We start from the raw sequence: 23066 nt of genomic DNA, 5'->3' as shown, positions 1-23066 counted from the left end.
AAAAAGCCGGGCTGGAACCCCTGAGGGGTTCCAGCCCGGCTTTCTTTGTGTCATGACCTAGGCGGAGCGGCGTTCCCCGCGGCGTTCGCGGAGGATGGTGAGCCGGTCCTCGAGGATCTGCTCCAGCTCCGGCAGGGAGCGGCGTTCCAGAAGCATGTCCCAGTGCGTGCGGACAGCTTTTTCGTTGCCGTTGACCGGACGCTCGCCGTCAACCAGGAGCGCTTCCTTTCCGGTCTTGGAAACCCATACGGGGGGAATCTCGGCCTCGGAGGAGAAGGTGACGAATACCTGCTCGCCGTCCGCGCAACGATATTCGACCCGCTGGCGCGGAGCGGGCTCGACGCCGGATTCGGTCTCCATGCTCTGTGCGCCCAGGCGCATACCCCGCAGGCTGCGATCGCTCATTTTTTCTCCCTCATGATCGGTTCGCAGGGCCGGAACCCTGCGCTAGTCCGTGGGCTGAACCCGCCGGACTACTGTGTGCATTGCGTTCTCCGGTGAACCCGTTGCAGGCGGCGCGGCCGGTCGGAGGACCTGCCGTTGTGCCGCGGTGTTCTGCCACCGGATATAACGCTCAGCGAAGCCTATTTGTTCCAGCAGTGTGAACCGGCCGGACAAATACTCCACTATACTCTGCCGGAGGCCACCAGGCAAAGGGGAACGCGGCAAAGGGGACGCGGTAAAGGCAAAGCGGCAAAGAGAACGCCGGGCCGCTGCCGGCCCGGCGCTCCCAAGATTTCGCAGGGAGTGCGGTCAGTGCTCCGCGGCGCCCGCTGCAGTGCCCGTCGACGACGTAGCTGCCGGGACTGCCGGCGTCGTCGGTGCCCCACCCGCAGCCGGCGCACCGGCCGGAGGTTCGGGGGAGAGGCCACCCAGGGCGCCGCCGATGCCCTTGAGGGCCTCGCCCACCTCGCTGGGGATGATCCAGAGCTTGTTCGAGCTGCCCTCGGCCAGCTTGGGCAGCGTCTGCAGGTACTGGTAGGCCAGCAGCTTCTGGTCCGGGTTGCCCTGGTGGATCGCCTCAAAGACCTTCTGGATGGCCTGGGCCTCGCCGTCGGCCCGCAGGATGGCCGCCTGGGCGTCGCCCTCGGCCTTGAGGATGGAGGACTGCCGCTGGCCTTCGGCGGTGAGGATCGCGGACTGCTTGGTGCCCTCGGCGGTGAGGATCGCGGCGCGGCGGTCACGCTCGGCGCGCATCTGCTTCTCCATCGAGTCCTGGATGGAGTGGGGCGGATCGATGGCCTTGAGCTCCACCCGGGACACCCGGATGCCCCACCGGCCGGTGGCCTCGTCCAGCACGCCGCGGAGCTGGCCGTTGATCTGGTCGCGGGAGGTCAGTGCCTCCTCCAGGTTCAGGCCACCCACCACGTTGCGCAGCGTGGTGGTGGTGAGCTGTTCCACGGCCTGGATGTAGTTGGCAATCTCGTAGGTGGCGGCGCGGGCGTCGGTGACCTGGAAGTAGACCACGGTGTCGATGGAGACCACCAGGTTGTCCTCGGTGATCACCGGCTGCGGCGGGAAGGAGACCACCTGTTCGCGCAGGTCCAGCAGCGGCAGGAGCCGGTCAACGAAGGGGATCAGGATGGTCAGCCCGGGGTTCAGCGTCCGCTGGTACTTACCGAGCCGTTCCACCACGCCGGCCCGGGCCTGCGGGATGATCCGCACCGACCTGACCAACACGATTATCACGAACGCCACGAGTACCAGCAGTACAACTGCGACTGCGATATCCATACATCACCTTTTCCCCAGATATGTGGTTTTGCTGTGCGGCGGGTCCGCCGCGGGATCTCACGTTGTGTGCTTGCGGGCCTAGGCGCCGGAGTCGGGGGCGCCCGGGTCCAGTGTCCGGTCCAGGACTTCAGCGCCTCCACGCGGGACGACGACGGCGGTGGCGCCGTCGATGGCGCTGACGGTGGCGGTCTGGCCGGGTTCGAGGACGCCGGAGTCCAGCCGGGCGGTCCAGACGTCGCCGCCGATCTTGACCAGGCCGCCGGAGGAGCTGACCTGCTCCAGGACGACGGCGGGTTCGCCGATGAGGCGTTCGATGTTGCTGCGCTGGTCCGCGGGACTGCTGCGCAGGTGCTTCAGGGCGACGGGGCGGACGAAGCCGACCATCAGGAGGGACACGACGCTGAAGATGACGATCTGCAGCCAGAGGTCCGCTCCGCCGAGGGAGGCGGCCAGGCCCGCGAGTGCGCCGCCGCCGAGCATGATGAAGAACAGGTCGAGCGTCAGCATCTCCACCACGGCGAACACCAGGAACACCGTGAGCCACAGCGCCCACCAGTTGTCGGCCAGCCATTCAAACATCGTTTCCCCCTGGATGTTCTCTTGGTACGGTGCCGCAGACGCGGCCCCGTAACGTCTTCCCATCGTAGGCGGGATGCGGGGCCCGTTGGGGTTCCGGTGCGGGAGCAGCCGGGAACGTAGTGAAGTCGTTACCCGCCGGCGGGGCGCGGTTCCGGCCGCTGCTCCCTCTCCAGCGGCGTGAAGACGCTGATCCGGAACCGGGCCGTCACCGCGGTGCGGGCGGCCAGGCGAGACCGGGTCTCCTGGAGGGATGCCCGGTCCAGGTGATGCCCGGCGGGGCCCATCAGGGCGAGCTTCACGACGTCGTCGGGCGTGAGGTCCAGGGCGATGTCCACGTCGCGTCCGGGCAACGCCGTGAAATGCCCGGCCAGACCCGCCGCCAGCCGTTCCTCCTTGGCCGGTTCGATGGCCAGCATGCCCGTGGTGCCTGCGACCTCCGTTAGGTGTCCTGGGCGCGGGGTCACCACGATCAGCCTCCCGCCGGGGCGCAGGACGCGGGCGAATTCGGCGGCGTTGCGGGGCGCGAATACCACCATGACCACGTCGACGGCGGCATCCCGGACGGGCAGCGGCTGCCAGATATCGGCGACGAGGTTCGCCGCGACGGGGTTCAGCCGGGCCGCGCGGCGCAGGGCGAACTTCGAGATATCCAGCCCGACGGCGGCGGCGGGAACCCGGTCCAGGACGGCGCGGAGGTAGTGACCGGTGCCGGTGCCGGCGTCCAGGATGGCCGGTCCGGCTTCCGGAGCGCCTTCAGCGGTGCTGGCTTCCCCCGCCGCCCCGCCTCCGGCGCCCGTCAGCGCAGCCGCGGCGAACTCCGCGAGGGCGTCGGCCAGCGGCCGGTAGTGGCCGGCGGACAGGAAGTCGTGCCGGGCCGCCACCATGTCAGCCGAGTCCGATTCGAACACGGTGCCCTTGCCGGTCAGGAGGTTGATGTAGCCCTGTTTGGCGGCGTCGAATGAATGCCCGGCGTCGCAGACCAGGCCGCCGCCGTCGGCCGCCCCGGGAAGGAAGCCTCCCCGGCACAGCGGGCAGGCGAGGAGGGCGCGGGAGGCGGAAAGCATAGTCTCCATCGTAGGGCCGGCCGCCTCCGGCCGGAGGAGCCCGCGGAACTCCCGGAGAACTCCCTCGCCTCCCGCCGCGGCTGGGCGACGCCGGCGCAACGCCGGACTGTGAGGTATTTCACCTGCCGCCGGGACGGGGCTAGGCTCGCACTCGTGAAACCCCAACATGTGACCCTGCTCAAGTCTGTCTCCGCGCCCGCCGTCCACCCCGACGGAACCCACGCCGTCGTGTCCGTGGTGCGCCCCGATTTCGACGCCGATTCCTACGTGGGCCAGCTGTGGTCCGTCTCCGCGGACGCGGACCGGGCACCGCGCCGGCTGACCCGCGGCTTCCGCGACACCGCGCCCGCCATCTCCCCGGACGGGCAGGTCCTGGCCTTCATCCGCGCCGCGGCGGGCGGGAAGCCGCAACTGCACATCGTGGAGGCCGGCGGCGGCGAACCCGTTGCCGTCACCGACGCACCGCTCGGAGTGGGCGCCTTCGCCTGGTCCCCGGATTCCCGCAGCATCGTTTTCGCCGCCCGCACCCCGGAGGACGGCCGCTACGGCACGGTTGACGGCGTCTCCGCAGGCGGCGAGGACGCCCGGCTGATCACCGACTACCAGTACCGGATGAACGGCGTGGGCTACACGGCCGACAAGCCCCAGCAGCTCTTCCTGCTGGATGTCCCGGCGCTCACCGACGAACCCTGGGTGGCACCGGCCGGCCGGGCCCTCAAGGACGCGTCCAAGGACGCCGAGGACACGAAGTCCTCCGGCAAACTGCCGGAAGCCCACCAGCTGACCCACGCGGCAACCGACCATGACGGCGCAGTCTTCAGCGCCGACGGCAGCCACGTCTACTTCACCGCCGCCCTGCACGAGGGACATGACCGGGACCTGGTCACCGGGATCTACCGTGTCCCGGTCGGCGCCGCTGCCAACGCCGACGAGGCCCCCGCCCCGGAAGAGGTCCGGCCCGCTGCCGCCGGCACTGGCACCCTGTCCATCGGTGCCGTCCGGGAGAGCCGCGACGGCCGCCACCTCTACTTCTTGGCCCAGGACCTCGGTCCGGAGGGACTGGACTTCGTGGCCCGCAACACCGCCCTCTACGTGATGCCCCCGGCAGGCGGGGACGCGGTCCGGCTCAGCGACCCGGAAACCCAGGACATCGCGGGCCCGCTGGAACCGGCCGGGACGGATGGCGTGCTGGTGATGAACAATGCGCGCGGTGCCGTTGAGCTGCTCCGCGTCGGCCCCGACGGCAGCAGCACCGCACTGACCACCGGTCCGCGCGTGGTCACCGGCGCCGCGGAAGCAGCCGGAACCGTCTGGATCAGTTTCACCGACGCCGGGACCTCCGGCGACCTCGCCGTGCTCAGCCGGGGCGAGCCCCGGACGCTCACCGACTTCTCGGCTCCGCTGCGGGAGGAGGCCGGCGTGCTGGTGCCGCAGGAGCTCACCTTTGCCTCACCGGACGGCTACCCGGTGCACGGCTGGCTGGTCATGCCCGAGGGCAGCGGCCCGCACCCGGTGCTGCTGAACATCCACGGCGGCCCCTTCGCGCAGTTCACCGGGGCGCTCTTCGACGAGGCGCAGGTCTACGCCGGTGCCGGGTACGCGGTGCTGATGTGCAACCCGCGCGGCTCTGCCGGCTACGGCCAGGAGCACGGGCGCAGCATCAAGGAGCGGATGGGCACCGTGGACATGCAGGACGTCCTGGCCTTCCTCGACGGTGCGTTGGAGAAGTTCGAGGAGCTCGACGGCGGCGCGCTGGGCATCATGGGTGGCTCCTACGGCGGCTACCTGACGGCCTGGACCATCAGCCACGACCACCGCTTCAAGGGCGCAATCGTCGAACGCGGCTTCCTGGACCCCGTAAGCTTCACCGGCTCGGCCGACATCGGCTGGTTCTTCGGCGGCGAGTACACCGGCCGCTCGGCGGAGCAGATGGAAGCCCAGAGCCCTATGGCCCGGATCGGCGAGGTGCGCACTCCCACCCTGGTGATCCACAGCGAGGAGGACCTGCGCTGCCCGGTGGAACAGGGCCAGCGCTACTTCACGGCACTGAAGCAGCAGGGCGTGGAGACGGCCTTCCTGGTTTTCCCGGGCGAGAACCACGAGCTGTCCCGCTCGGGCACGCCGCATCACCGCCGGCAGCGGTTCGAGCAGATCCTGCAGTGGTGGGGCCGGTATCTGCCGACGGCCACTAACGCAGTGTCCTAAGCCCCGAGCCCTAGGCCCGCGAGTCACCCAAGGCCCGGCAGGAATCCCAGTTCCTGCCGGGCCTTTGTGATGTCCGGCTGCGCCCAGCGGGCGGCGTATTCGGTGTTCGTGGTCAGGGACCGCAGTTCTGCCCTGTCCAGATACAGCACGCCGTTGACGTGGTCCGTCTCGTGCTGGACGATCCGGGCCTGCCAGCCGGTGAACTCCCGCGTTGTCACCTCGCCGTCGGGGTCGGTGAAGGTTAGGCGCACCGATTCGGGGCGCAGGACGGCGGCCTGCAGTCCGTTGACGGACAGGCACCCCTCGTAGAAAGCCTTTCGCTCTGTGCCGAGGGGTTCGTAGCGGGGGTTGAGCATGGCGAAGAACTCCAGCGGCTGCCGACCCCGGACGGCAGCGACCTCCGGGTCGACGTCGAACGTGTCCTCCAGCACGGCCAGCCGAAGCGGGATGCCCAGCTGCGGGGCGGCCAAACCCACCCCCGGCGCTTTGTGCATTGCCCGGCGCATCATGTCGATCAGGGCGGACAGGGTGGGGGCGTCCAGCTGCCCCGTGAACGGGGCCGCGCTCTGCCGGAGCACCGGGTGGCCGGCCTGCACGATCGGCGGCAGCACCCCGGCCTCGAGGATCCGGTGGACGGTTTCCCGGATCCGGTCGTCGGGGGAGAGAGTCCCGGCGGAATCGGTGTCCGCGCTGGTCGGATCGGTGTCTGGACTGAGGTTGCTGGCGTCTGCTGGCATGGCTCCAGACTACTGGCGACCGCACGCGGCGGTGACGAAATCGTAGATCCTGCCGCGCAGCGCCGGCCCGGCAGCGATCTTGAGTGTGCCTGCCCGGCCGGCCACGGTGACATGGAGCGGTATCAGCGTGCCCACCTTGTCCTCGGCGACGGCGTGCGGGTCGCACCGTGCCGGCCGCAGCCCCAGCGGGACCTCGCGTTCGGGCTGGTCGGCGGTGATCTGCAGTCCGTGCGGCCACGGTGCCGCGGCATCTTCCTCCAGCAGCGTGGTGCCGCCGACGCCATCGATGGTGAGCGTTTGCTTCACCGTCGAATCTCCGGCGATTCGCGGAGTGATGACGAGGTCGACGACGGCGGCGCGGCCGTCTGCGGTGGGCCGCAGGTCCGGGGCGAACCGGAAACCCGCGACGGCATTCGCCGCCTGCGCCACGCACTGCTCAACGTTGTTCCGGGTCAGCACCCCGAAGGGGTCGGTGACGGCAACCGTGACCTGGCTGACCGCCCCGGTGGCGTCACGGAGCCGCAGGGTGGCCTCGCCGGCCTTCGCTTCGCTGCCGGATGCCGCACCCGTGGCCTCGGTGCCGGCATTGCCGGACGCTTCGCCGGCCGCCGGGCAGGCTGGGGCCGGGAGCGGGGCTGGGAGGCTCTTGGCTTGGCCCGGCGGCAGTTCGGTCCCGCCGCCCGGAGCCGTCCAGCCGATGGCACCGGCGAACAGAGCGGTGGTCACGTCGGCCGCCTCGACGGTGAGGGCGGCAGAGGTGGTGTTGGTCAGCTGGATTTCGACGATCTGCTTGCTGTAATTGTCCCGGAACTGGTTCATCGCCGCGGTCACGGGTGCAGCGGACGGGGTGCCGGTCGGGGCAGACGCGGTGCCGGGGACGGAGGACCCGGGCGTTGGTGCGGCCGGCGACGACGTCCCCGTGGTGGAGGGGCCCGTGGGACCGGTGCAGGCCACGGCCAGAAACACGGACACCAGCAGCGGCGCGAGTGTCAGCGCGGCGCGGGCCCGACGTGGCTGATTCTGTGCCGTCCGCCGTTCCGGCGGTGGCCTGCGGCGGATCGGAGCGCTGCCCATGCGGCCAGTGTAGGCCCAGGTGCCGCACCACGGCAGGCGCCGGCACGGGGAGATGCCGGGTCTGGGGCGATTGGTCACTCGGTTAGTCTCAAGGTATGACTGACGCCGCGCCCCTGGACCGTGTGCTGGGCCTGCTCCGTGCCATCGAGTCCGGCACCGGGTCCGCCGCATTGGAGCAATTTCTCGCCGAGGACTATGTCCTGACGGAGGCGCCCCACCTGCTGGCCCCCGCCGGGAGCACCCGGACCCGGGACCAGGTGCTCGCCGCCGCAGACCGCAGCGGAGAGGTCGTGACCGGGCAGCACTTCGACGTCCGCCGGACCACCTGCCAGGAGAACCGCGTGGTGGTGGAGGCGGAATGGTCGGCCGTCCTGCAGCTGGACCTGCCACTGTGGGACAAGGGTGAGACCATCCGCGCCCGGACCGCCTCGGTCTTCGAACTCCGCGACGGCCTGATCATCAGCCAGCACAGCTACGACTGCTACTACACCCCCGAGTAGGCGCCGCCCGCACGTCAGCGCCCAGTGAAGAGGCTCAGTGCATGGAGAAGCGGCGGGCCGTCCACCGGTTCAGCGCCGGAATTGACGCAGCCGCCGCGATTGCCCCGTTCCGGGCCGCGAGGACACCCGCCGGCAACGGCCGTCCCAAGGCCATGTTGATCTCGGACTGCCGCACCGCACGGGCCGCGGCCCTGAGCCTGCGGTGCTCGAACGCCCGCACCCCGGGCGCCATGGACGGGTCAGTGGACCGCCCGGTGGCCAGTAACGAGGGAATGAGGCCGGCCAGCTCGACGGCGTCCAGCCAGCCGAGGTTCATTCCCTGACCGCCGATCGGGCTGATCTCGTGGGCGGCGTCCCCGATAAGGACGCAGCGCCCCGCGGCCATCCGCCGGACCAGCCGCGAGCGCACACCGAAGGTGCTCAGCATGGTGTTGCTGCCGGCGTCGATACTGACGCCGGTGCGCCGTCGTACCTCCCCGGCCAGCCCGTGAGCCCCGTCGCCTGGGAGGGTGCGCCCGTTGAGGCGCACCACCCAGCGCCGCTGCCGGCCCGGCAACGGGAAGGACTCCACGATCCCGTCGGCGGCGAGGAAGAGGGCCGCGTCGGGGCCGAGGTCGGTGCCGTCGTCGAAGTCGCCCATCAGGTACCAGTCCGGGTAGTCCCTGCCGTGTGTCTTGAGACCCGCGCCGGAGCGCACCGTGGAACGGACGCCGTCGGCGCCGACCACCAGGGACGCCTCGAACTCCTCCTCGTGGCCGGCGCTGTCGGTGCGCACCCGCACCGGGCCGCCCTCCCGCCCCCTACCCGCAAGGCCCGTCACCCGTACCCCGCAGCGGAGCTCCCCGGGGTCCAGGCCGCGCAGCCTGGCCGCCAGGACCTCTTCCGTGCTGTTCTGCGGCAGGGACAGCACGAACGGGTAAGGCCCGGGCACGGCGTCGAAACTCATGCCGGCCAGGGTCCGGCCCTCGTTGACGGCCACTCCGCGCCGGATCGGGACGCCCCGGCGGATCAGCTCCTGGTCCACCCCGGCGCGCGACAGGGCGCTCAGGGCCGGCGGGTGGATGCCGATGGCGCGGGAGTGCCCGCCGGTCCCGGCGGTCCGGCGCTCCAGGACAGTCACGGAAACTCCGCGCTGCACGAGTAACGTCGCCAGGAACAGGCCGACGGGCCCGCCGCCGACGATCGCGACGTCGATCACGGGCGACGGCCCGGCGTCGCGGAATCGCCCGATGCACCCTGAGGGTTCCCGGTGCCGCGAGGGACCTCACTGGCGGGGCGCTCCAGCAGCAGGAGGTTGCGGAACGGAAAGCCGGGCCGCACCCTCCAGCCCGGGGGAGCGGCGGCGCGCAGTTCGGCGGCCGTGTAGCTGCGGCGGATGGACGTCAGCCCGTCGGCCCGGATGAAGGATCCCCGGAACGGCAGGGCGGCGCCGGAGAACAGCCCGTAGGCAAACGCGCTGCGCCGCAGGTCGTTGTGCAGGACCAGCCGGCCGGCCAGCGCCGCCGACTCGGCCAGGAACCCGGGCAGATGGTCGTCCGGGAGGTGGTGCAGGACGTGGTTGGAGACCACGACGTCGAACCGCTCCCCGGCGGCCAGGAGCCCGGTGGTGTCCTGCCTCCGGAAGCTGACTCCTGGGGCCTTTCGCGCGGCAGCCCGGGCCTTGGCGAAGGCGGCGGCCCGCGGGTCCGGGTCCACGGCCGTGACCCGCAGCGGAAGCCGGTCGCGGGCGGCCCAGCGGGCCAGCCGGACGGCGACGTCTCCGCCGCCGCAGCCGACGTCCAGCAGGGACACCGGCATCCCCGAGGCCAGCAGTGGCCTGAGGTGCTGCCGGTAGATCCCCTGCCAGCCAGAGAAGGCGCGGTTCACCAGGTCAAACTGCGCGTAGGTGCGCTCCAGCCGCCCGGGATCGCAGTCGTCCCGGTCCATTTCCTCGACGGCATCGGCCGCACGGACACGCAACAGCACGGAAGATCTCAGGCCAGGGCGGACGCGGCTGCCGCAGCGGCCCGCTCGGATGCGCGTGGCGAATCCTCCCGCGCCCCGGTGATCTTGGTGAACAACGCGGTCTCCACGGTCAGCCCCGGACCGAACGCCATCGAGCAGATCCGCTCGCCGCGCCCGTCGCCGTCGTCCGCTCGCGGATCGGCGGGAAGGTCCAGGATGTGCCGGAGGACGAAAAGCACCGTGGCGCTGCTCATGTTCCCGTAGTTGCGCAGCGTTTCCCGGGCCGGCCGCAGTTGCTCCTCGCTGAGGCCCAGCCGGGTCTCGACCTTGTCAAGGATGCTGCGGCCGCCCGGGTGGATGGCCCAGTGCCGGATGTCGCCGTACGCGGCGCCGGTCAGCGAGGGGTCACGGGCCAGGAGGGGTTCCAGGGCGCCGACGATGTGTTCGTCGATGATGTGCGGGACGTAGGTGCCAAGCACCATTTCGAAGCCGGCGTCGCCAATGTTCCAGGCCATGGCCTCCTCGCCCACGGGGGTGAGCACGGTTTCGAAGTGGTCCAGGGTCATCAGCGCCGGCGCGTCCGGAACGTCCCGGGCCGTAATGACGGCGGCGGCCGCCCCGTCGGCGAAGAGGGCCGAGCCCATGATGGTGTCCGGGTCGTTCGACGTGCGCACGTGCAGCGAACAGAGCTCGGCGCAGACCACCAGCACCACGGCGTCCGGATCCGCCTCGCAGAAGGAGGCGGCGGCCCGCAGCGCCGGGAACGCGGCGTAGCAGCCCATGAACCCGAGGTGGTACCGCCGGACGGAGGGTTTGAGGCCCAGGCCGCGGACGATCTTGTAGTCGGGTCCGGGGTTGAAGAACCCGGTGCAGGAGACGGTGACCAGGTGGGTGATGTCCTCACGGGCGATGCCGGCGCAGGCGTCGACGGCCTTTTCCGCGGCCTTGACGAAGAGTTTGCTGGCCTCGACGGCGAAGATGTCGTTGCGGGTCTTGGTGCCCGGGCTGAGCAGCATCCCGGTCGCGGCGTCGAAGAATTGCGGGTCGGCGGCGGTGCTGCGCGTGGTCAGTTCATCGACGGCGGTGTACCGCGTATCGATCGCGGCGCCGTCGAAACACGTGGCCACCAGGCGTGCGCCGAGCCTGCTGAGGCCAGGCTGGGCGGCGAAAACGTCACGGGCTTCGGACTGGATCAGGACAGTGGGCGGGACAGCAGTTTCCAGGGACCTCAGGTAGACCGTCATGGTTCATTCTGTGGGAGCCCGGGGGATTAGACAATGGCGCCCCGGATCCGGCCGCCGCCCGCCGCCGTCGTTCCCGCCCAATAACGCCACCGACTGTTCTAAGCTGGCCCTGCACGCCCAATGGAAGGAGACGCGGCAGCATGACACCAGCAGGGGAGCCGGCCCCGGCGGCGGCCCACGTCGCGGACACCCATGACCTGATCCGGGTGCAGGGGGCACGGGAGAACAACCTCAAAGACGTTAGCGTCGAGATCCCGAAGCGCCGCCTGACCGCATTCACCGGCGTCTCCGGCTCCGGCAAGAGCTCGCTGGTGTTCGCGACCATCGCGGCCGAGTCCCAGCGCATGATCAACGAGACCTACAGCGCCTTCGTGCAGGGCTTCATGCCCACCCTGGCGCGCCCCGACGTCGACCTCCTCGAGGGGCTGACGACGGCGATCATCGTGGACCAGGAGCGGATGGGCGCCAACCCCCGGTCCACGGTGGGCACCGCCACGGACGCGAACGCGATGCTCCGGATCCTCTTCAGCCGGATCGGCACCCCTCACGTCGGGCCGCCCACGGCATTCTCCTTCAACGTCCCCACCCGCAAGGCCAGCGGTGTCATGAGCACCGAGAGGTCCGGCCGGGTGGAGAAGAATGTGGTGCAGAACGTCGTCTACCTGGGCGGCATGTGCCCTCGGTGCGAGGGCATGGGGTCCGTGTCCGACATCGACCTGACCGCCCTGTATGACGAGACCAAGTCGCTGGCCGGCGGGGCGCTGACCATTCCCGGCTACAGCATGGACGGCTGGTACGGCCGGATCTTCAGCGGCTCCGGGTTCTTCGACATGGACAAGCCGATCAGCAAGTTCACCAAGAAGCAGCTGGATGACCTGCTGTACCGCGAACCGACCAAGATCAAGGTCGAGGGTATCAACCTCACATACGAGGGCCTGATCCCCAGGATGCAGAAGTCCATGCTGTCCAAGGATCCGGAGGCGATGCAGCCGCACATCCGCGCCTTCGTGGAGCGGGCGGTCACATTCCAGTCCTGCCCGGAGTGCGACGGGACCCGGCTCAGCAAGGAGGCCCGGTCCGCGCGGATCAACGGCAAGAACATCGCCGAACTCTGCGCCATGCAGATCACCGACCTGGCCGGCTGGATCCGGGAGCTCCGGGAATCGTCCGTGGCGCCGCTGCTGGGCGGCCTGCAGCACCTGCTGGATTCCTTCGCGGAGATCGGCCTGGGGTACTTGTCCCTGGACCGGCCGGCCGGGACGCTGTCCGGGGGAGAGGCGCAGCGGACCAAGATGATCCGCCACCTGGGATCCTCGCTGACGGACATCACCTACGTCTTCGATGAGCCCTCGATCGGCCTGCATCCGCACGACATCGAACGAATGAACGGGCTCCTGCTGCAGCTGCGGGACAAGGGCAACACGGTGCTGGTGGTAGAGCATAAACCCGAGACCATCGGCATCGCGGACCACGTCATCGACCTGGGGCCCGGCGCCGGAGCGGGCGGCGGTGAGGTGGTCTACCAGGGCACCGTGGCGGGGCTGCGGGGGAGCGGCACCGTTACCGGCCGGCACCTGGATGACCGGGCCGCGGTCAAGGACCCGGTGCGGACACCGGTGGGGGTATTGGAGGTCCGCGGCGCGTCCACGCACAACCTCAAGGACGTCGACGTCGACCTGCCGTTGGGCGTTCTGTGCGTGTTGACCGGTGTCGCCGGCTCCGGGAAGAGTTCGCTGGTCAACGGATCGGTGGTCGGGCGCGACGGCGTGGTGGTGATCGACCAGGCCGCCATCAAGGGTTCGCGGCGCAGCAACCCGGCGACCTACAGCGGGCTGCTGGAGCCCATCCGGAAGGCGTTCGCCAAGGCCAACGGCGTCAAGCCGGCGCTGTTCAGCTCCAATTCGGAGGGCGCCTGCCCGGCCTGCAACGGCGCGGGCGTGATCTACACGGACCTGGGCGTCATGGCCACGGTGGAATCCACGTGCGAGGAATGCGACGGCAAACGCTTCCAGGCCTCCGTCCTGGAGTACACGCTGGGCGGCCGGAATATCGCCGAGGTGCTGGCGATGTCCGTGGCCGAGGCGAAGGACTTTTTCGGCGGGGGAGGGGCAGCCACCCCCGCCGCCCATAAGGTCCTGGACCGGCTCGCCGACGTGGGACTGGGTTACCTGAGCCTGGGCCAGCCGCTGACGACCCTGTCCGGCGGCGAGCGTCAGCGGCTCAAACTGGCGGCCCAAATGGCCGAAAAGGGCGACATTTACATCCTCGACGAGCCGACCACCGGACTGCACCTGGCCGACGTCGCGAACCTTCTAGCGCTGCTGGACCGGCTGGTGGACTCGGGCAAGTCGGTGATCGTCATCGAGCACCATCAGGCGGTCATGGCGCACGCGGACTGGATCGTCGACCTGGGTCCGGGTGCCGGGCACGACGGCGGCAGGATCGTTTTCGAGGGCACACCGGCTGAGCTGGTAGCCGCACGGTCCACGCTGACGGGCCAACATCTGGCCACCTATGTGGGCCACTAGACCGCAGACAACTAAACCCTTGAAAGTTCACCGCAGGAAAGGAACTGGTGTCCATGACCCGGCAGAGTGTTCTCGCATCGACGGCACCGAAGCCCATTGGACCGTATTCACAGGCCGCCACGGCACCCGGACTGGGTGTGCTGTTCCTGTCCGGTCAGACGCCCATCGGTGCGTCCACCGGCGAACTGGTGGACGGCGACGCTTAAGCACAGACCCGGCGGGTTTTTCATAATCTGGAGCAGGTTCTGACCGAAGCCGGCCCGGGCTGGGACGACGTCGTCAAGGTCAACGTGTACCTGACGTCGATGGCTGACTTTGCGGCGATGAACTCGGTGTACCGTGACATCTTCAATGAGCCGTTTCCGGCGCGCACCACGGTGGCTGTCGCTGAACTTCCGCTCAACGCGCGCGTGGAAATCGAACTGACAGCGGCACTGCGCTAAGCCCCTCCCGGGTTCCCGGCCGTAACGCCGATAATCAACATTATGTAAAGTAAAGCTGAATTGCCCCTCTCCGCCCACCGCCTTCCCGGGCGCCGCGTACCGCGTCGTCACCGTTTCGCCCCGCACGTGGACCACACTGGATGCCGGGAAGACATCATCGACCAGGGGAATTCGTGGCAGCAGCAGGAACCGATCAAAATAGCGCAGATGCCTGGTCCGGCGTCGGGCCTTCGTACGCGCAAAGTTTCGCCCACCTGTGCGCGGGTGCCATCGCGCCGCTGCTTGAGGCAACAGCCGGGATCCTTGGCCCGTTGTCCGGTCGCAGGCTGGCAGACGTCGGGTGCGGAAACGGAAACCTCGCCGCCGTGGCGATCGAACTGGGCGCCGACGTCACCGGCGTGGACCCGGATGCCGGGATGCTCTCCATGGCCCGCGGCGCGGCACCCCAGGCCGACCTGCTCCCGGGCGGTTTGCCTGACCTGCCACTCCCCTCGTCCGATTTCGACGCCGTCCTCGCCAATTTCGTCGTCAACCATGTTGGGGATCCCCGGGCCGCCGTCGCCGAACTCATCCGGATATGCCGCCCGCTGGGCGCGGTCGGCGTCACCATCTGGCCCTCCGAGCTTTCGGCCATCAACACCCTGTGGGCGGACGTGGTGAATGCCAGCGGGGTAACGGCAGCCGGCCAGGAGAGACTTCCGGTGGACAAGGATTTTGATCGGACCGAGCCGGGCGTGCGGGAGCTGCTCCAACGCGCGGGCCTGGAAGCCGTGCAGACGAGGACCCTCTCCTGGGAGTTCATGATCGACGCCGAAGACCTGTGGGCCGGTCCGGCTGGCGGCGTCGGGGGAATCGGCAAGATTGTTCGCAGCCAGGCCCCGTCCGTTCAGGCCGCCATGCACCGGGAGTACCTGAGGCTGGTCTCCCCCATCACCACGAACGGAAAAGTCGTGCTGCCGGCGGTTGCGCTGCTCGGCGTGGGACAGGTTCCTCACAAGAAAGAGCTGCTAGTTGATGATCTCGCCGTGGCCGTCGGATAACAGAACCGAAAGCCGTTCGCGCCACATCTGCAGCTGCTCGGGCGTAAGACGGGTCCACTCAAAGATCTCCCCGGTGATCAGCAGCGGCTCAGCGCTCCGATACGACCGGGTGGGGTTGCCCGGAAACTTTTTGTCCGTCACGTTCGGGTCGTCCTCAAACGCCCCGATGGGTTCGACGACGTAAACACGGGGGCGCAACGCGCCGTCGGACAACTCCGCAGCGATTTCCGCCGCCAACCCGGCGCCATCGACGAGGGCCGTGAAGTAGATGTGGTTCATCACGACCTCGGGACGGTAATTCGACCGTCGGCCCGCAGTCAGCAGGTCCCCCACCCGCAGATCCGCGACCGTGCCATGGAAGAAGGGACCATTCTCACTGGATGCTCCGGACACCCTGTTCCTCCCCTGCCTGGGCCGACGTCGACGCCACTCCCCTACGTTAGCCCGCATTCCTATCATCCCCCGCCATTCGCGCGGCCTCGTTGTGGACAACATGCTAAGTAGGCGTAATAGTAGACAAACTAGTAAAGATGTTTGAGAGTCTGGAGTGACCGTGACGGCTACCATCTCTGCCGGGCCTGGGGCGCCCGAGGTCGATGTTCGCAATGCTGACCTTATCCGCCTCATCGCCGGGGTGGCTGCCGCCGACAAGCCGTCGTTGGAGGGGTTCTACGCCCTCACCTCGGCCCGGTGCTACGGCCTCATTCGGCAAGTCGTGCCCGAGGCCCCCGCCGCCCAGGCAGTCCTTGAGAACGTGTACGCCTCGGTGTGGAAAAGGGCACGGACGTACAAGCCTGCCGACGGCACCCCGATCGCCTGGGCACTGTCCCTCGCCTATGGGCATGCGATGCAGGCGCGCGCTCACCACGGCCTCAGCGCCACAGGCGCCTGACGCAGGACCGGAGCACCCCAATGAACCTCTTCTCCCGGCATCCCCGTCCCATTCCCCCGGCCCCCGGGCAGGAATCCGTCTGGGACTATCCCCGGCCCCCTCGCGTCGAACACCGCAGCGAACGCGTGGTGGTGCGCTTCGGCGGGCAGGTCATCGCCGACACCACCGATTCGGTCCGTGTCCTGGAAACCAGCCATCCCCCGGTGTACTACCTGCCTATCGAGGCCTTCCCGGCCCGGGCGCTGCGGCCGGCGGAGGGGTCCAGCTTCTGCGAATTCAAGGGCGAGGCCCGGTACTTCGACGTCGTCTCCGGGTCAGCGACGGCACATCGGGCCGGCTGGACGTACCCGGAGCCGGCTGAGGGCTTCGAATCCCTGCGTGGCCGGGTGGCGCTCTATCCCGGCCTGATGGACGCCTGCGAGATCGACGGCGAACGGGTCACCCCGCAGGAGGGCGGCTTCTACGGCGGCTGGATCACCGCCAACATCGTGGGCCCGTTCAAGGGCGCACCCGGCACCGGCGGCTGGTAACCGGGCGCGGTCGAATGTACCAACGCCGTAAAGATCCGGCGTCCCCCGGAAACCTTCATTTCACACGGACAAATGTCCGACGCAACTGAAATGGGGACGAAGATGTTGAATCACCGAAAAGGGCTGCTGCCCGTTGTCATGGCCGCCGGTCTGGGCCTTGGGTTCGCGCTCACAGCGTGCGGACCCTACCCAGGTAACGCCGGCATGAGCTCCGCCGGGTCTCCGGTGGTGCGGGACACCGCCGAGTTGACGTCGACGTCGTCCGTTAAAGCAACGACCAAGGCCTCCGTCCCTCCGCACACTGCGAAGGGCCGCGACGCCGGCGACACGAAGGTCTACACCTTTCCGGACGGCGGAATGAGCTTCGCCTACCCTGCCGACTGGACCGTGCAAACCTCGACGCCCCCAGCAGGGCTGCCCGGCGTGGAGGCCCTGGTCACGGACCAGAACGGCAAGGAACGGGTCCTACTGGCCCGGGGTGTTACGGCCGGTTGCGCCGGCGGCCCCGTCTCCCGCACGGTCTTGGACCGCGCCGCCGCTCCCGGCATTCCCACAGCCGACGGCGGACAGGCAGCGTTCGGCTTTGTCAGCGAAGTCTCCCCCGGCGGCGAGACCTACTCCATGGGCCTCACGGATCCCCGCTCCCTGCAGGAGGGCGACGGCGTCTCCTCCTGGTGCGGTCTGGTAGGTTCCGGCGGGGACGGGCTTTTTACGCGGGTGATTTTCGCCGACCCGGCGTTTCCCAGCCAAGGGGCTGCCAAGGCATGGATGAAGACCAAAGACTATGACCGCCTCAAGGACTTGCTGGTCAGCGTTACCGTCCGGTGAGCCCGGGGTGTGGGATGCCTGCGGTAGGGCATCCCACACCTGCGCCCGGCCGCGTCAGTGGAGAGGCGGAATGGCTCCGTAGGACTTCGGCAGTGCATAGGGGTTGGCCGGCCGGTCCTCGTCGAGGGATGTCGGCTCCTTCGTCGCGTAGGTGCGCGGCGTGCGCAGGTTGCGGGACCGGCGTCGAAGTCCCGTCACCAGGAGCCCCAGCCCTGCGAGCAGGAATACGATACCGGCGATGAGGGCCACCCCCGGCCCGCTCCGGCCCGAAAGCGCATCGAACAGGGGCAACGGCATCATGATGAGCGCTACCGCCAGAAGGGCCACTCCGGAGCCGATGAACAACGTTCCTTTTGATCCCACAATCTCCCCCTTAGAGGTCCACGGACGGACCCTACTGTCAGTCAACCCGATCCTGCGCGTCGGGGGAAGCGCCCGCAGGCAACCATCTTCGCCGTTTCGCCTGAAGCGTCCAGCCATGGAGGATGGGGAGCTATGAGTACCGATGAGGACCTGCCGCACGCCGAGTTCGCCTTTCCCGGACCATTGAGGGACGCACTCGTGGGTGCCATCCTGGATGGCCGGAAGACATCGACGACGTCGCTCGCCGTGGAGTACGCGCTCGCCGACGAGCCATTACCGATAGTCGGGGCGCGGCAGCAGGTCCTGGATTCGGAAGGCCGTGCCGCTGCGGTCATCGAGACCACGGGTGTGCGCCGGGTGCCGCTGGCCGACGTGGATCTTGACCACGCACGGGACGAGGGCGAAGGCTACGAAACGGTGGCCGAGTGGCGCGCCGGACATGAGAACTTCTGGCACAGCGACCAGATGCGGGCGGCACTGGGTGACCCGGGCTTCACGGTCCGCGAGGATACCCTGCTGGTCCTCGAACAGTTCCGCCTGGTTCGTCGACTGTAGGACGGAAGCGGGCTAGGCTCGGCCCATGACCGACTCCGAAACTGACACACCGCGACTGCTGGGGACCCTGCACTCCGCAGGCACGTCGGGGTTCATCCGCATCGAGGAACACCTGGATGCGCCCGTCGGTACCGTATGGAAGGCGCTGACCGGGCTTCGGGAACTGGGCGCCTGGCTCGGCGAGCTGGCAGAGATGTCGGGAGAGCCGCTGACGGCAGCCCCCGGCGTAGGGAGCGAATACCGTGCCCGCTACTTTGCCAGCGGCTGGGAGGGCACCTGCCGCATCGCGGCCTGCGACCAGGGCAGGGGCATCCGGATCGCCACCTCGTCGGAGGATGAACCCGACGGACTAATGGAGATTACACTGGCACCGGACGGCACCGGGACCCTGCTGGTGTTCGAGGACCACGGCCTGCCACTGGCGAACCTGGCCGCCTACGCCGCCGGGGACCAGATCCACGTTGAGGACCTGAGGGCCCACCTCGCGGGTAAAGGCCGGTGCGACGCACGGCGGCTCTGGCAGGAACTGCACCCGCTGTATCTCCAGATGCCCACGCACTGACCAGCGTAGGCATCACCGCCCAACACGGACCCGTCCCGGTGGAGACCTGAGCGATACCCCACTGCACTGTGACATCCCGCCGTCGCGGTTCAAGCTTTCGTCAGCATGCTTACTATACTGGGGGCTAACACTTTCGTAGAGAAACGAGCATCGCATGACTTCGGCATCCGCCACGCGTTCCCTCCCCTATCCCCTGGGCGTCACGCTGCGTGAGGGCGGCGCCAATGTGGCGATCTACTCACAGACGGCCGACGCCGTCGACTTCTGCGTCTTCGACGGGGACGGCAACGAGACCCGGACCGCGCTCGCCGAACGCACCGGCCACGTCTTCCACGCCGTCGTTCCCGGCGTCGAGGTGGGCACCCGCTACGGAATCCGCGTCGACGGCGCCTGGAACCCGGACGCCGGCCTGCGGCACAACGTGAACAAGCTGCTGCTGGACCCGCACGCCACCGCCGTCGAGGGCAGCTACGACTGGGGCCAGGCCGTCTTCTCCCACGACCTAAACGATCCGACTGCCTTCGACGAGTCCGATTCGGCCGATTCGACGCCCCGCTGCGTCGTGACCGACCCGTCCTTCGACTGGGATGCCGGCTCCCCCGACGTCGCACCCCGCACTCCCCTGGCCGAGACCGTGGTCTACGAGGTCCACGTCAAGGGCTTCACCCAGCAGCACCCGGACGTCCCCGAGGACATCCGCGGCACCTACGCCGGACTGGCGCACCCGGCCGCCATCAAGCACCTTACGGACCTGGGCATCACCGCCGTCGAACTGCTCCCCGTCCACCAGTTTGTCCAGGACAGCCACCTCGAGGAGAAGGGCCTCCGGAACTACTGGGGCTACAACAGCATCGGCTTCTTCGCCCCGCACGGCGACTACAGCTCCGCGGGCGACGGCGGCGGCCAGGTCGCCGAGTTCAAAGCCATGGTCAAGGCGCTCCACGCGGCCGGCCTCGAGGTCATACTCGACGTCGTCTACAACCACACCGCCGAGGGAAACCACATGGGCCCCACCCTGTCCTTCAAGGGCATCGACAACGCGGCCTACTACCGCCTCGTCGAGGGCGAGGAGTCGGCTTACTTCGACACGACCGGCACGGGCAACAGCCTCAACGTCGGCCACCCCGCTGCGCTGGGCCTGATCATGGACTCGCTCCGCTACTGGGTGACGGAGATGCACGTCGACGGGTTCCGCTTCGACCTGGCCACCACGCTGACCCGCCAGGACGGCAGCGCCGAACTGCACAGCGCCTTCCTGACCCTGATCGAGCAGGATCCGGTCCTTGCCCCCCCCTTCGTGCTGTTTCTGCCGGTGTCATGAGTCGCGCCCATGCTAGCTGCGCGGGGCCACGAAATCCACGGTCCGGAGAACCGGGCGGGGTTCGGTCGAGCCTCCGGGCACAGGAATCCGGTCCTGCCTATCCCGGTAAACTTGGGGTATGCCCCTTAGCGCCCCCGCCCCGCAACAGAACCAGTCCCTCGACGGGCGCCGCCCCGCGGCCGCCTCGCCGCGCACCGCGATCCTGGCGGCCGCCGCGGACGCGTTCCTGATCCTGCTCTTCGCCGCCATTGGCCGCGACGCCCACCAGCGCGGGGAAATCGTCACCGGCGTGCTGGCCACCGCGTGGCCGTTCCTGGCCGGCGCCGCGGCGGGTTGGCTGGTGTTCCGTCTCTGGCGCCGCCCGCTGGCGGCGTGGCCGTCCGGCGTCGTCGTCTGGCTCGCCACCGTGGCGGTCGGCATGCTGCTTCGGGCCCTCACCGGCCAGGTGGTGGTGCTCCCATTCGTGATTGTCGCCCTGATTGCCGTCGCCGTTTTCCTGCTCGGCTGGCGCCTCCTGGCCGCGGGCGTGAGGCGGCTGCGCTCCCGCCGCAGCGCGGACTGATGGACTAGGCTTGCAACCATCCGGGCCCGCCCGCGCCGGCGGCTTCGGTCCCGCTACGGCACTCCGGCAATGATGCACCCGCTCCGAAAGGTCCCCACGTGATCACCGCTTTCGTCCTGATCAAGACTGACGCTTCCGCCATCCCGGAGACGGCCGAGAAAATTTCGTCGATCCCGGGCATCAGCGAGGTCTACTCCGTCACCGGCGAGTGGGACCTGATCGCGATCGCCCGGGTGGCCAAGCATGAGGACCTGGCGGACGTCATCGCGGACAAGCTTTCCAAAGTTCCGGCCGTGGTGCACACCACCACGCACATCGCCTTCCGCGCTTACTCCCAGCACGACCTCGACGCGGCCTTCGCCCTCGGCTTCGAGCAGTAAGCGCCTCACGCAGTAAAGGCTCAGGCACTAAAGGTTCGAGCACTCAAGTCTCAAGCCCTACTCGCCGCGCGCGGACGGCGACGGTTTAGTCGCGGGACAGTGCCACCCAGCGGTCCAGGACGGCGGCGGCGGCACCCGAGTGCACCGCTTCCTCCGCCCGCTTCATCGCCGCGGCCATCCGCTCGGTCAGCGGTCCGGCGGCATCCAGGTCGAAGGCCACCAGTCCCGCCGCGGCATTGAGCAGGGCCGCGTCCAGCGCCGGTCCGGGATCCCCGGCCAGCACGGACCGGACGACGGCGGCGTTCGCCGCGGCGTCGCCCCCGCGCAGTTCCGCCACCGTCGCCTGACGGATGCCCAGCTCGCGCGGGTCAAATGTCTGCTCGGCGACGTCGCCGTCGCGGATCTCCCAGATGCGGGAGGGGCCGGTGGTGGTCAGTTCATCGAGGCCGTCGCCGCCGCGGAACACCAGGCCGCGGCTGCCGCGGCGGGCCAGCACCCCGGCCACCAGCGGCGCCATCCGCTCGTTGGCCACCCCCACCGCCGAGGCCTGGACGTGCGCCGGGTTGGTCATCGGCCCCAGGAAGTTGAAGGCCGTCGGAACGCCGAGGTCGCGCCGGGCGACGGCGGCATGCCGCATGGAGGGGTGGAAGACCTGGGCGAAGCAGAAGGTGATGCCCGCTTCTTCCGCGTTGCGGGCCACGCGCGGGATCGGCAGGTCCAGCCGGACGCCGAGCGCCTCGAGAACGTCCGCTGAGCCGGACGCTGACGACGCCGCCCGACCGCCGTGCTTGACCACCTTGGCGCCGGCGCCGGCGGAGATGAGCGCGGCCATGGTGGAGATGTTCACGGTGTTCAGCTGGTCCCCGCCGGTGCCGACGATGTCCAGCTTCTCCCCGGCGATCTCCAGCGGGTTCGCGGAGTTGATCATCGACTCGACCAAACCTGTGAGTTCGGCCACCGTCTCGCCCTTGGCGCGCAGCGATACAAGGAACCCGGCCACCTGTGCCGGCGAGGCCTCACCGGACATGATCGAGGCCATGGCCCAGGCGGTGTCGCCGGCGGTGAGGTCCTCACCCTTGATCAGGGCGCCGATAAGGCGCGGCCAGGTCCTGCTTGCCGCCGGTGTAGATGCCTGGGAAGTCACGGTCCGATGCTATCGAGCCGGGAGCCGCAATGCCCAATGCGAAGGCCCGCGGAACTTTTCCGCGCGATTTCGCGTCTTTGTAGAAAAAGTGCCCTCAAAAGGCGGTTCGCGTTGGGCACACAGGACTTTTACAGACATAATGTCTATGTGACATCTGCGACCCATGCCCCCAGTACCCCGGCGCACCCCACGCTGAACCGCCCGAACATGGTTTCCGTTGGAACCGTTGTCTGGCTCTCCAGTGAGTTGATGTTCTTCGCCGGTCTCTTTGCCATGTACTTCACACTCCGTTCGACCTCCGGACAGATGTGGGCTGAAGAGACAGCCAAGCTCAACTTCCCCTTTGCGCTCGTTAACACGATCGTCCTCGTGGCAAGTTCCTTCACTTGCCAGATGGGCGTCTTCGCCGCGGAACGGCTTCAGCCGCGCCGCCTTGGCGGTCCGCTGAGCTTCTCCCGCTGGGGAATGAATGAGTGGTTCACGCTCACATTCATCATGGGTGCGTTCTTCGTGGCCGGCCAGTCGACCGAGTACGCCATGCTCGTCTCCGAGCACGTCTCGCTCTCCTCCAACGCTTACGGCTCGGCGTTCTACATGACCACCGGCTTCCACGGCCTCCACGTCATCGGCGGCCTCATCGCGTTCCTGCTCATCATGGGACGCTCCTTCGCGGCCAAGAAGTTCGGACACTTCGAGGCAACTTCCGCGATCGTCACCTCGTACTACTGGCACTTCGTTGACGTCGTGTGGATCGGCCTCTTCCTGGTCATCTACGTCCTCAAGTAGCCACCCCTTGTCTCTCTTTCTACAAGAGATAGAATTTCAAGAAGCGGCTCC

At 68.7% G+C, this 23066-nt stretch carries 25 protein-coding genes and 2 pseudogenes; 15 read left to right on the top strand and 12 right to left on the bottom strand.

The window, feature by feature from the left end; all coding sequences use genetic code 11:
• Nucleotides 1-57: 57 nt before the first annotated feature.
• The 4 genes from ABC337_RS16940 to ABC337_RS16925 all read right to left on the bottom strand — a co-directional run bounded on the left by ABC337_RS16940 (nt 58) and on the right by ABC337_RS16925 (nt 3377).
• Nucleotides 58-405 carry an RNA polymerase-binding protein RbpA gene (locus ABC337_RS16940; RefSeq protein WP_290257831.1) on the bottom strand — a complete coding sequence of 116 codons (348 nt, stop codon included), beginning with the start codon at nt 403-405 and terminating at the stop codon, nt 58-60.
• A 348-nt stretch (nt 406-753) separates the two neighbouring features.
• The gene (locus tag ABC337_RS16935; protein WP_290257830.1) at nt 754-1734 is read right to left on the bottom strand and encodes an SPFH domain-containing protein; all 981 of its coding nucleotides are present in this window, start codon (nt 1732-1734) and stop codon (nt 754-756) included.
• A gap of 78 nt (nt 1735-1812) precedes the next feature.
• A complete protein-coding gene (locus tag ABC337_RS16930; RefSeq protein ID WP_412882976.1) occupies nt 1813-2313 on the bottom strand; it encodes an NfeD family protein in 501 nt (166 codons plus the stop codon).
• 128 nt (nt 2314-2441) lie between these two features.
• Complete coding sequence (locus ABC337_RS16925) at nt 2442-3377, bottom strand: methyltransferase domain-containing protein (RefSeq protein WP_412882977.1); 936 nt, start codon at nt 3375-3377, stop codon at nt 2442-2444.
• Nucleotides 3378-3530: 153 nt separating this feature from the next.
• Between ABC337_RS16925 and ABC337_RS16920 the strand changes: the two genes are divergently transcribed.
• On the top strand, nt 3531-5582 hold the full coding sequence (locus ABC337_RS16920) for a S9 family peptidase (RefSeq protein ID WP_412882978.1): 2052 nt from the start codon (nt 3531-3533) through the stop codon (nt 5580-5582).
• Nucleotides 5583-5605: 23 nt separating this feature from the next.
• Here ABC337_RS16920 and ABC337_RS16915 read toward each other — a convergent pair whose 3' ends face one another.
• The gene (locus ABC337_RS16915) at nt 5606-6319 is read right to left on the bottom strand and encodes a peptide deformylase (protein ID WP_412882979.1); all 714 of its coding nucleotides are present in this window, start codon (nt 6317-6319) and stop codon (nt 5606-5608) included.
• Nucleotides 6320-6328: 9 nt separating this feature from the next.
• Complete coding sequence (locus ABC337_RS16910) at nt 6329-7393, bottom strand: hypothetical protein (protein ID WP_412882980.1); 1065 nt, start codon at nt 7391-7393, stop codon at nt 6329-6331.
• A 95-nt stretch (nt 7394-7488) separates the two neighbouring features.
• On the opposite strand from ABC337_RS16910, the gene ABC337_RS16905 reads away from it, so the two are divergent.
• On the top strand, nt 7489-7893 hold the full coding sequence (locus ABC337_RS16905; protein WP_412882981.1) for a nuclear transport factor 2 family protein: 405 nt from the start codon (nt 7489-7491) through the stop codon (nt 7891-7893).
• 34 nt (nt 7894-7927) lie between these two features.
• Here the strand turns inward: ABC337_RS16905 and ABC337_RS16900 are convergent, their stop codons facing one another.
• Genes ABC337_RS16900 through ABC337_RS16890 form a run of 3 tightly spaced genes read right to left on the bottom strand, consistent with a single transcriptional unit; the run spans nt 7928 to nt 11081 of the window.
• Complete coding sequence (locus ABC337_RS16900) at nt 7928-9091, bottom strand: FAD-dependent oxidoreductase (protein ID WP_412882982.1); 1164 nt, start codon at nt 9089-9091, stop codon at nt 7928-7930.
• The gene (locus ABC337_RS16895) at nt 9088-9855 is read right to left on the bottom strand and encodes a methyltransferase domain-containing protein (RefSeq protein WP_412883265.1); all 768 of its coding nucleotides are present in this window, start codon (nt 9853-9855) and stop codon (nt 9088-9090) included. The genes ABC337_RS16900 and ABC337_RS16895 overlap by 4 nt, the downstream gene beginning before the upstream one ends.
• Before the next feature lie 11 nt (nt 9856-9866).
• Complete coding sequence (locus ABC337_RS16890; RefSeq protein WP_412882983.1) at nt 9867-11081, bottom strand: type III polyketide synthase; 1215 nt, start codon at nt 11079-11081, stop codon at nt 9867-9869.
• 140 nt (nt 11082-11221) lie between these two features.
• Here ABC337_RS16890 and ABC337_RS16885 point away from each other — a divergent pair, with 140 nt between their 5' ends.
• The 4 genes and pseudogenes from ABC337_RS16885 (at nt 11222) to ABC337_RS16870 (ending at nt 15092) form a co-directional block, all read left to right on the top strand.
• Complete coding sequence (locus ABC337_RS16885) at nt 11222-13609, top strand: ATP-binding cassette domain-containing protein (protein ID WP_412882984.1); 2388 nt, start codon at nt 11222-11224, stop codon at nt 13607-13609.
• Nucleotides 13610-13662: 53 nt separating this feature from the next.
• Nucleotides 13663-13815: a RidA family protein gene (locus ABC337_RS16880; protein WP_412882985.1), complete on the top strand. Its 153-nt coding sequence runs from the start codon at nt 13663-13665 to the stop codon at nt 13813-13815.
• A gap of 12 nt (nt 13816-13827) precedes the next feature.
• Nucleotides 13828-14052 (top strand): annotated as a pseudogene (locus tag ABC337_RS16875) (RidA family protein); the annotation flags it as partial.
• Between the two features lie 140 nt (nt 14053-14192).
• A complete protein-coding gene (locus ABC337_RS16870; RefSeq protein ID WP_412893294.1) occupies nt 14193-15092 on the top strand; it encodes a class I SAM-dependent methyltransferase in 900 nt (299 codons plus the stop codon).
• On the opposite strand, the gene arr is transcribed toward ABC337_RS16870, so the two are convergent.
• Nucleotides 15060-15485: an NAD(+)--rifampin ADP-ribosyltransferase gene (gene arr, locus ABC337_RS16865; RefSeq protein WP_377970489.1), complete on the bottom strand. Its 426-nt coding sequence runs from the start codon at nt 15483-15485 to the stop codon at nt 15060-15062. The genes ABC337_RS16870 and arr overlap by 33 nt on opposite strands.
• Before the next feature lie 160 nt (nt 15486-15645).
• On the opposite strand from arr, the gene ABC337_RS16860 reads away from it, so the two are divergent.
• The 3 genes from ABC337_RS16860 to ABC337_RS16850 all read left to right on the top strand — a co-directional run bounded on the left by ABC337_RS16860 (nt 15646) and on the right by ABC337_RS16850 (nt 17342).
• Entirely contained in the window at nt 15646-15984 is a 339-nt protein-coding gene (locus ABC337_RS16860) for a sigma-70 family RNA polymerase sigma factor (protein WP_412882987.1), read from the top strand.
• A gap of 20 nt (nt 15985-16004) precedes the next feature.
• Entirely contained in the window at nt 16005-16514 is a 510-nt protein-coding gene (locus ABC337_RS16855) for a DUF427 domain-containing protein (RefSeq protein ID WP_412882988.1), read from the top strand.
• Between the two features lie 204 nt (nt 16515-16718).
• Entirely contained in the window at nt 16719-17342 is a 624-nt protein-coding gene (locus ABC337_RS16850; protein ID WP_412882989.1) for a hypothetical protein, read from the top strand.
• 54 nt (nt 17343-17396) lie between these two features.
• On the opposite strand, the gene ABC337_RS16845 is transcribed toward ABC337_RS16850, so the two are convergent.
• Nucleotides 17397-17687: a hypothetical protein gene (locus ABC337_RS16845; protein WP_412882990.1), complete on the bottom strand. Its 291-nt coding sequence runs from the start codon at nt 17685-17687 to the stop codon at nt 17397-17399.
• 150 nt (nt 17688-17837) lie between these two features.
• Here ABC337_RS16845 and ABC337_RS16840 point away from each other — a divergent pair, with 150 nt between their 5' ends.
• The 5 genes and pseudogenes from ABC337_RS16840 (at nt 17838) to ABC337_RS16820 (ending at nt 21085) form a co-directional block, all read left to right on the top strand.
• Nucleotides 17838-18260, top strand: a complete 423-nt coding sequence (locus ABC337_RS16840; RefSeq protein ID WP_412882991.1) for an ASCH domain-containing protein — start codon at nt 17838-17840, stop codon at nt 18258-18260.
• Between the two features lie 25 nt (nt 18261-18285).
• The gene (locus ABC337_RS16835; protein ID WP_412882992.1) at nt 18286-18822 is read left to right on the top strand and encodes an SRPBCC domain-containing protein; all 537 of its coding nucleotides are present in this window, start codon (nt 18286-18288) and stop codon (nt 18820-18822) included.
• 154 nt (nt 18823-18976) lie between these two features.
• A pseudogene (locus ABC337_RS16830) lies at nt 18977-20113 on the top strand (glycogen debranching protein); the annotation flags it as partial.
• A gap of 148 nt (nt 20114-20261) precedes the next feature.
• Nucleotides 20262-20705, top strand: coding sequence for a DUF3054 domain-containing protein (locus ABC337_RS16825; RefSeq protein ID WP_412882993.1), 444 nt, complete (start codon nt 20262-20264; stop codon nt 20703-20705).
• Nucleotides 20706-20803: 98 nt separating this feature from the next.
• A complete protein-coding gene (locus ABC337_RS16820) occupies nt 20804-21085 on the top strand; it encodes an Lrp/AsnC family transcriptional regulator (protein ID WP_290257806.1) in 282 nt (93 codons plus the stop codon).
• Nucleotides 21086-21170: 85 nt separating this feature from the next.
• On the opposite strand, the gene trpD is transcribed toward ABC337_RS16820, so the two are convergent.
• Nucleotides 21171-22229 carry an anthranilate phosphoribosyltransferase gene (trpD, locus tag ABC337_RS16815; RefSeq protein WP_412882994.1) on the bottom strand — a complete coding sequence of 353 codons (1059 nt, stop codon included), beginning with the start codon at nt 22227-22229 and terminating at the stop codon, nt 21171-21173.
• Nucleotides 22230-22376: 147 nt separating this feature from the next.
• On the opposite strand from trpD, the gene ctaE reads away from it, so the two are divergent.
• Nucleotides 22377-23015, top strand: coding sequence for an aa3-type cytochrome oxidase subunit III (gene ctaE / locus ABC337_RS16810; protein WP_459562707.1), 639 nt, complete (start codon nt 22377-22379; stop codon nt 23013-23015).
• Nucleotides 23016-23066 lie beyond the last annotated feature (51 nt).

The sequence above is a fragment of the Arthrobacter phoenicis genome (genome assembly GCF_047238215.1).
GTDB lineage: Bacteria > Actinomycetota > Actinomycetes > Actinomycetales > Micrococcaceae > Arthrobacter.
This window is presented reverse-complemented; position numbering and strand designations above follow the sequence as displayed.

Coding starts and splice junctions, on each gene's coding strand:
- ABC337_RS16840 (WP_412882991.1), top strand. CDS start 17,838: ATGAGTACCGATGAGGACCTGCCGCACGCCGAGTTCGCCTTTCCCGGA.
- ABC337_RS16905 (WP_412882981.1), top strand. CDS start 7,489: ATGACTGACGCCGCGCCCCTGGACCGTGTGCTGGGCCTGCTCCGTGCC.
- ABC337_RS16935 (WP_290257830.1), bottom strand. CDS start 1,734: ATGGATATCGCAGTCGCAGTTGTACTGCTGGTACTCGTGGCGTTCGTG.
- ABC337_RS16835 (WP_412882992.1), top strand. CDS start 18,286: ATGACCGACTCCGAAACTGACACACCGCGACTGCTGGGGACCCTGCAC.
- ABC337_RS16915 (WP_412882979.1), bottom strand. CDS start 6,319: ATGCCAGCAGACGCCAGCAACCTCAGTCCAGACACCGATCCGACCAGC.
- ABC337_RS16850 (WP_412882989.1), top strand. CDS start 16,719: ATGAGCTCCGCCGGGTCTCCGGTGGTGCGGGACACCGCCGAGTTGACG.
- ABC337_RS16925 (WP_412882977.1), bottom strand. CDS start 3,377: ATGCTTTCCGCCTCCCGCGCCCTCCTCGCCTGCCCGCTGTGCCGGGGA.
- ABC337_RS16885 (WP_412882984.1), top strand. CDS start 11,222: ATGACACCAGCAGGGGAGCCGGCCCCGGCGGCGGCCCACGTCGCGGAC.
- ABC337_RS16870 (WP_412893294.1), top strand. CDS start 14,193: ATGCCGGGAAGACATCATCGACCAGGGGAATTCGTGGCAGCAGCAGGA.
- ABC337_RS16855 (WP_412882988.1), top strand. CDS start 16,005: ATGAACCTCTTCTCCCGGCATCCCCGTCCCATTCCCCCGGCCCCCGGG.
- ABC337_RS16930 (WP_412882976.1), bottom strand. CDS start 2,313: ATGTTTGAATGGCTGGCCGACAACTGGTGGGCGCTGTGGCTCACGGTG.
- ABC337_RS16910 (WP_412882980.1), bottom strand. CDS start 7,393: ATGGGCAGCGCTCCGATCCGCCGCAGGCCACCGCCGGAACGGCGGACG.
- ABC337_RS16880 (WP_412882985.1), top strand. CDS start 13,663: ATGACCCGGCAGAGTGTTCTCGCATCGACGGCACCGAAGCCCATTGGA.
- ABC337_RS16940 (WP_290257831.1), bottom strand. CDS start 405: ATGAGCGATCGCAGCCTGCGGGGTATGCGCCTGGGCGCACAGAGCATG.
- ABC337_RS16825 (WP_412882993.1), top strand. CDS start 20,262: ATGCCCCTTAGCGCCCCCGCCCCGCAACAGAACCAGTCCCTCGACGGG.
- ABC337_RS16890 (WP_412882983.1), bottom strand. CDS start 11,081: ATGACGGTCTACCTGAGGTCCCTGGAAACTGCTGTCCCGCCCACTGTC.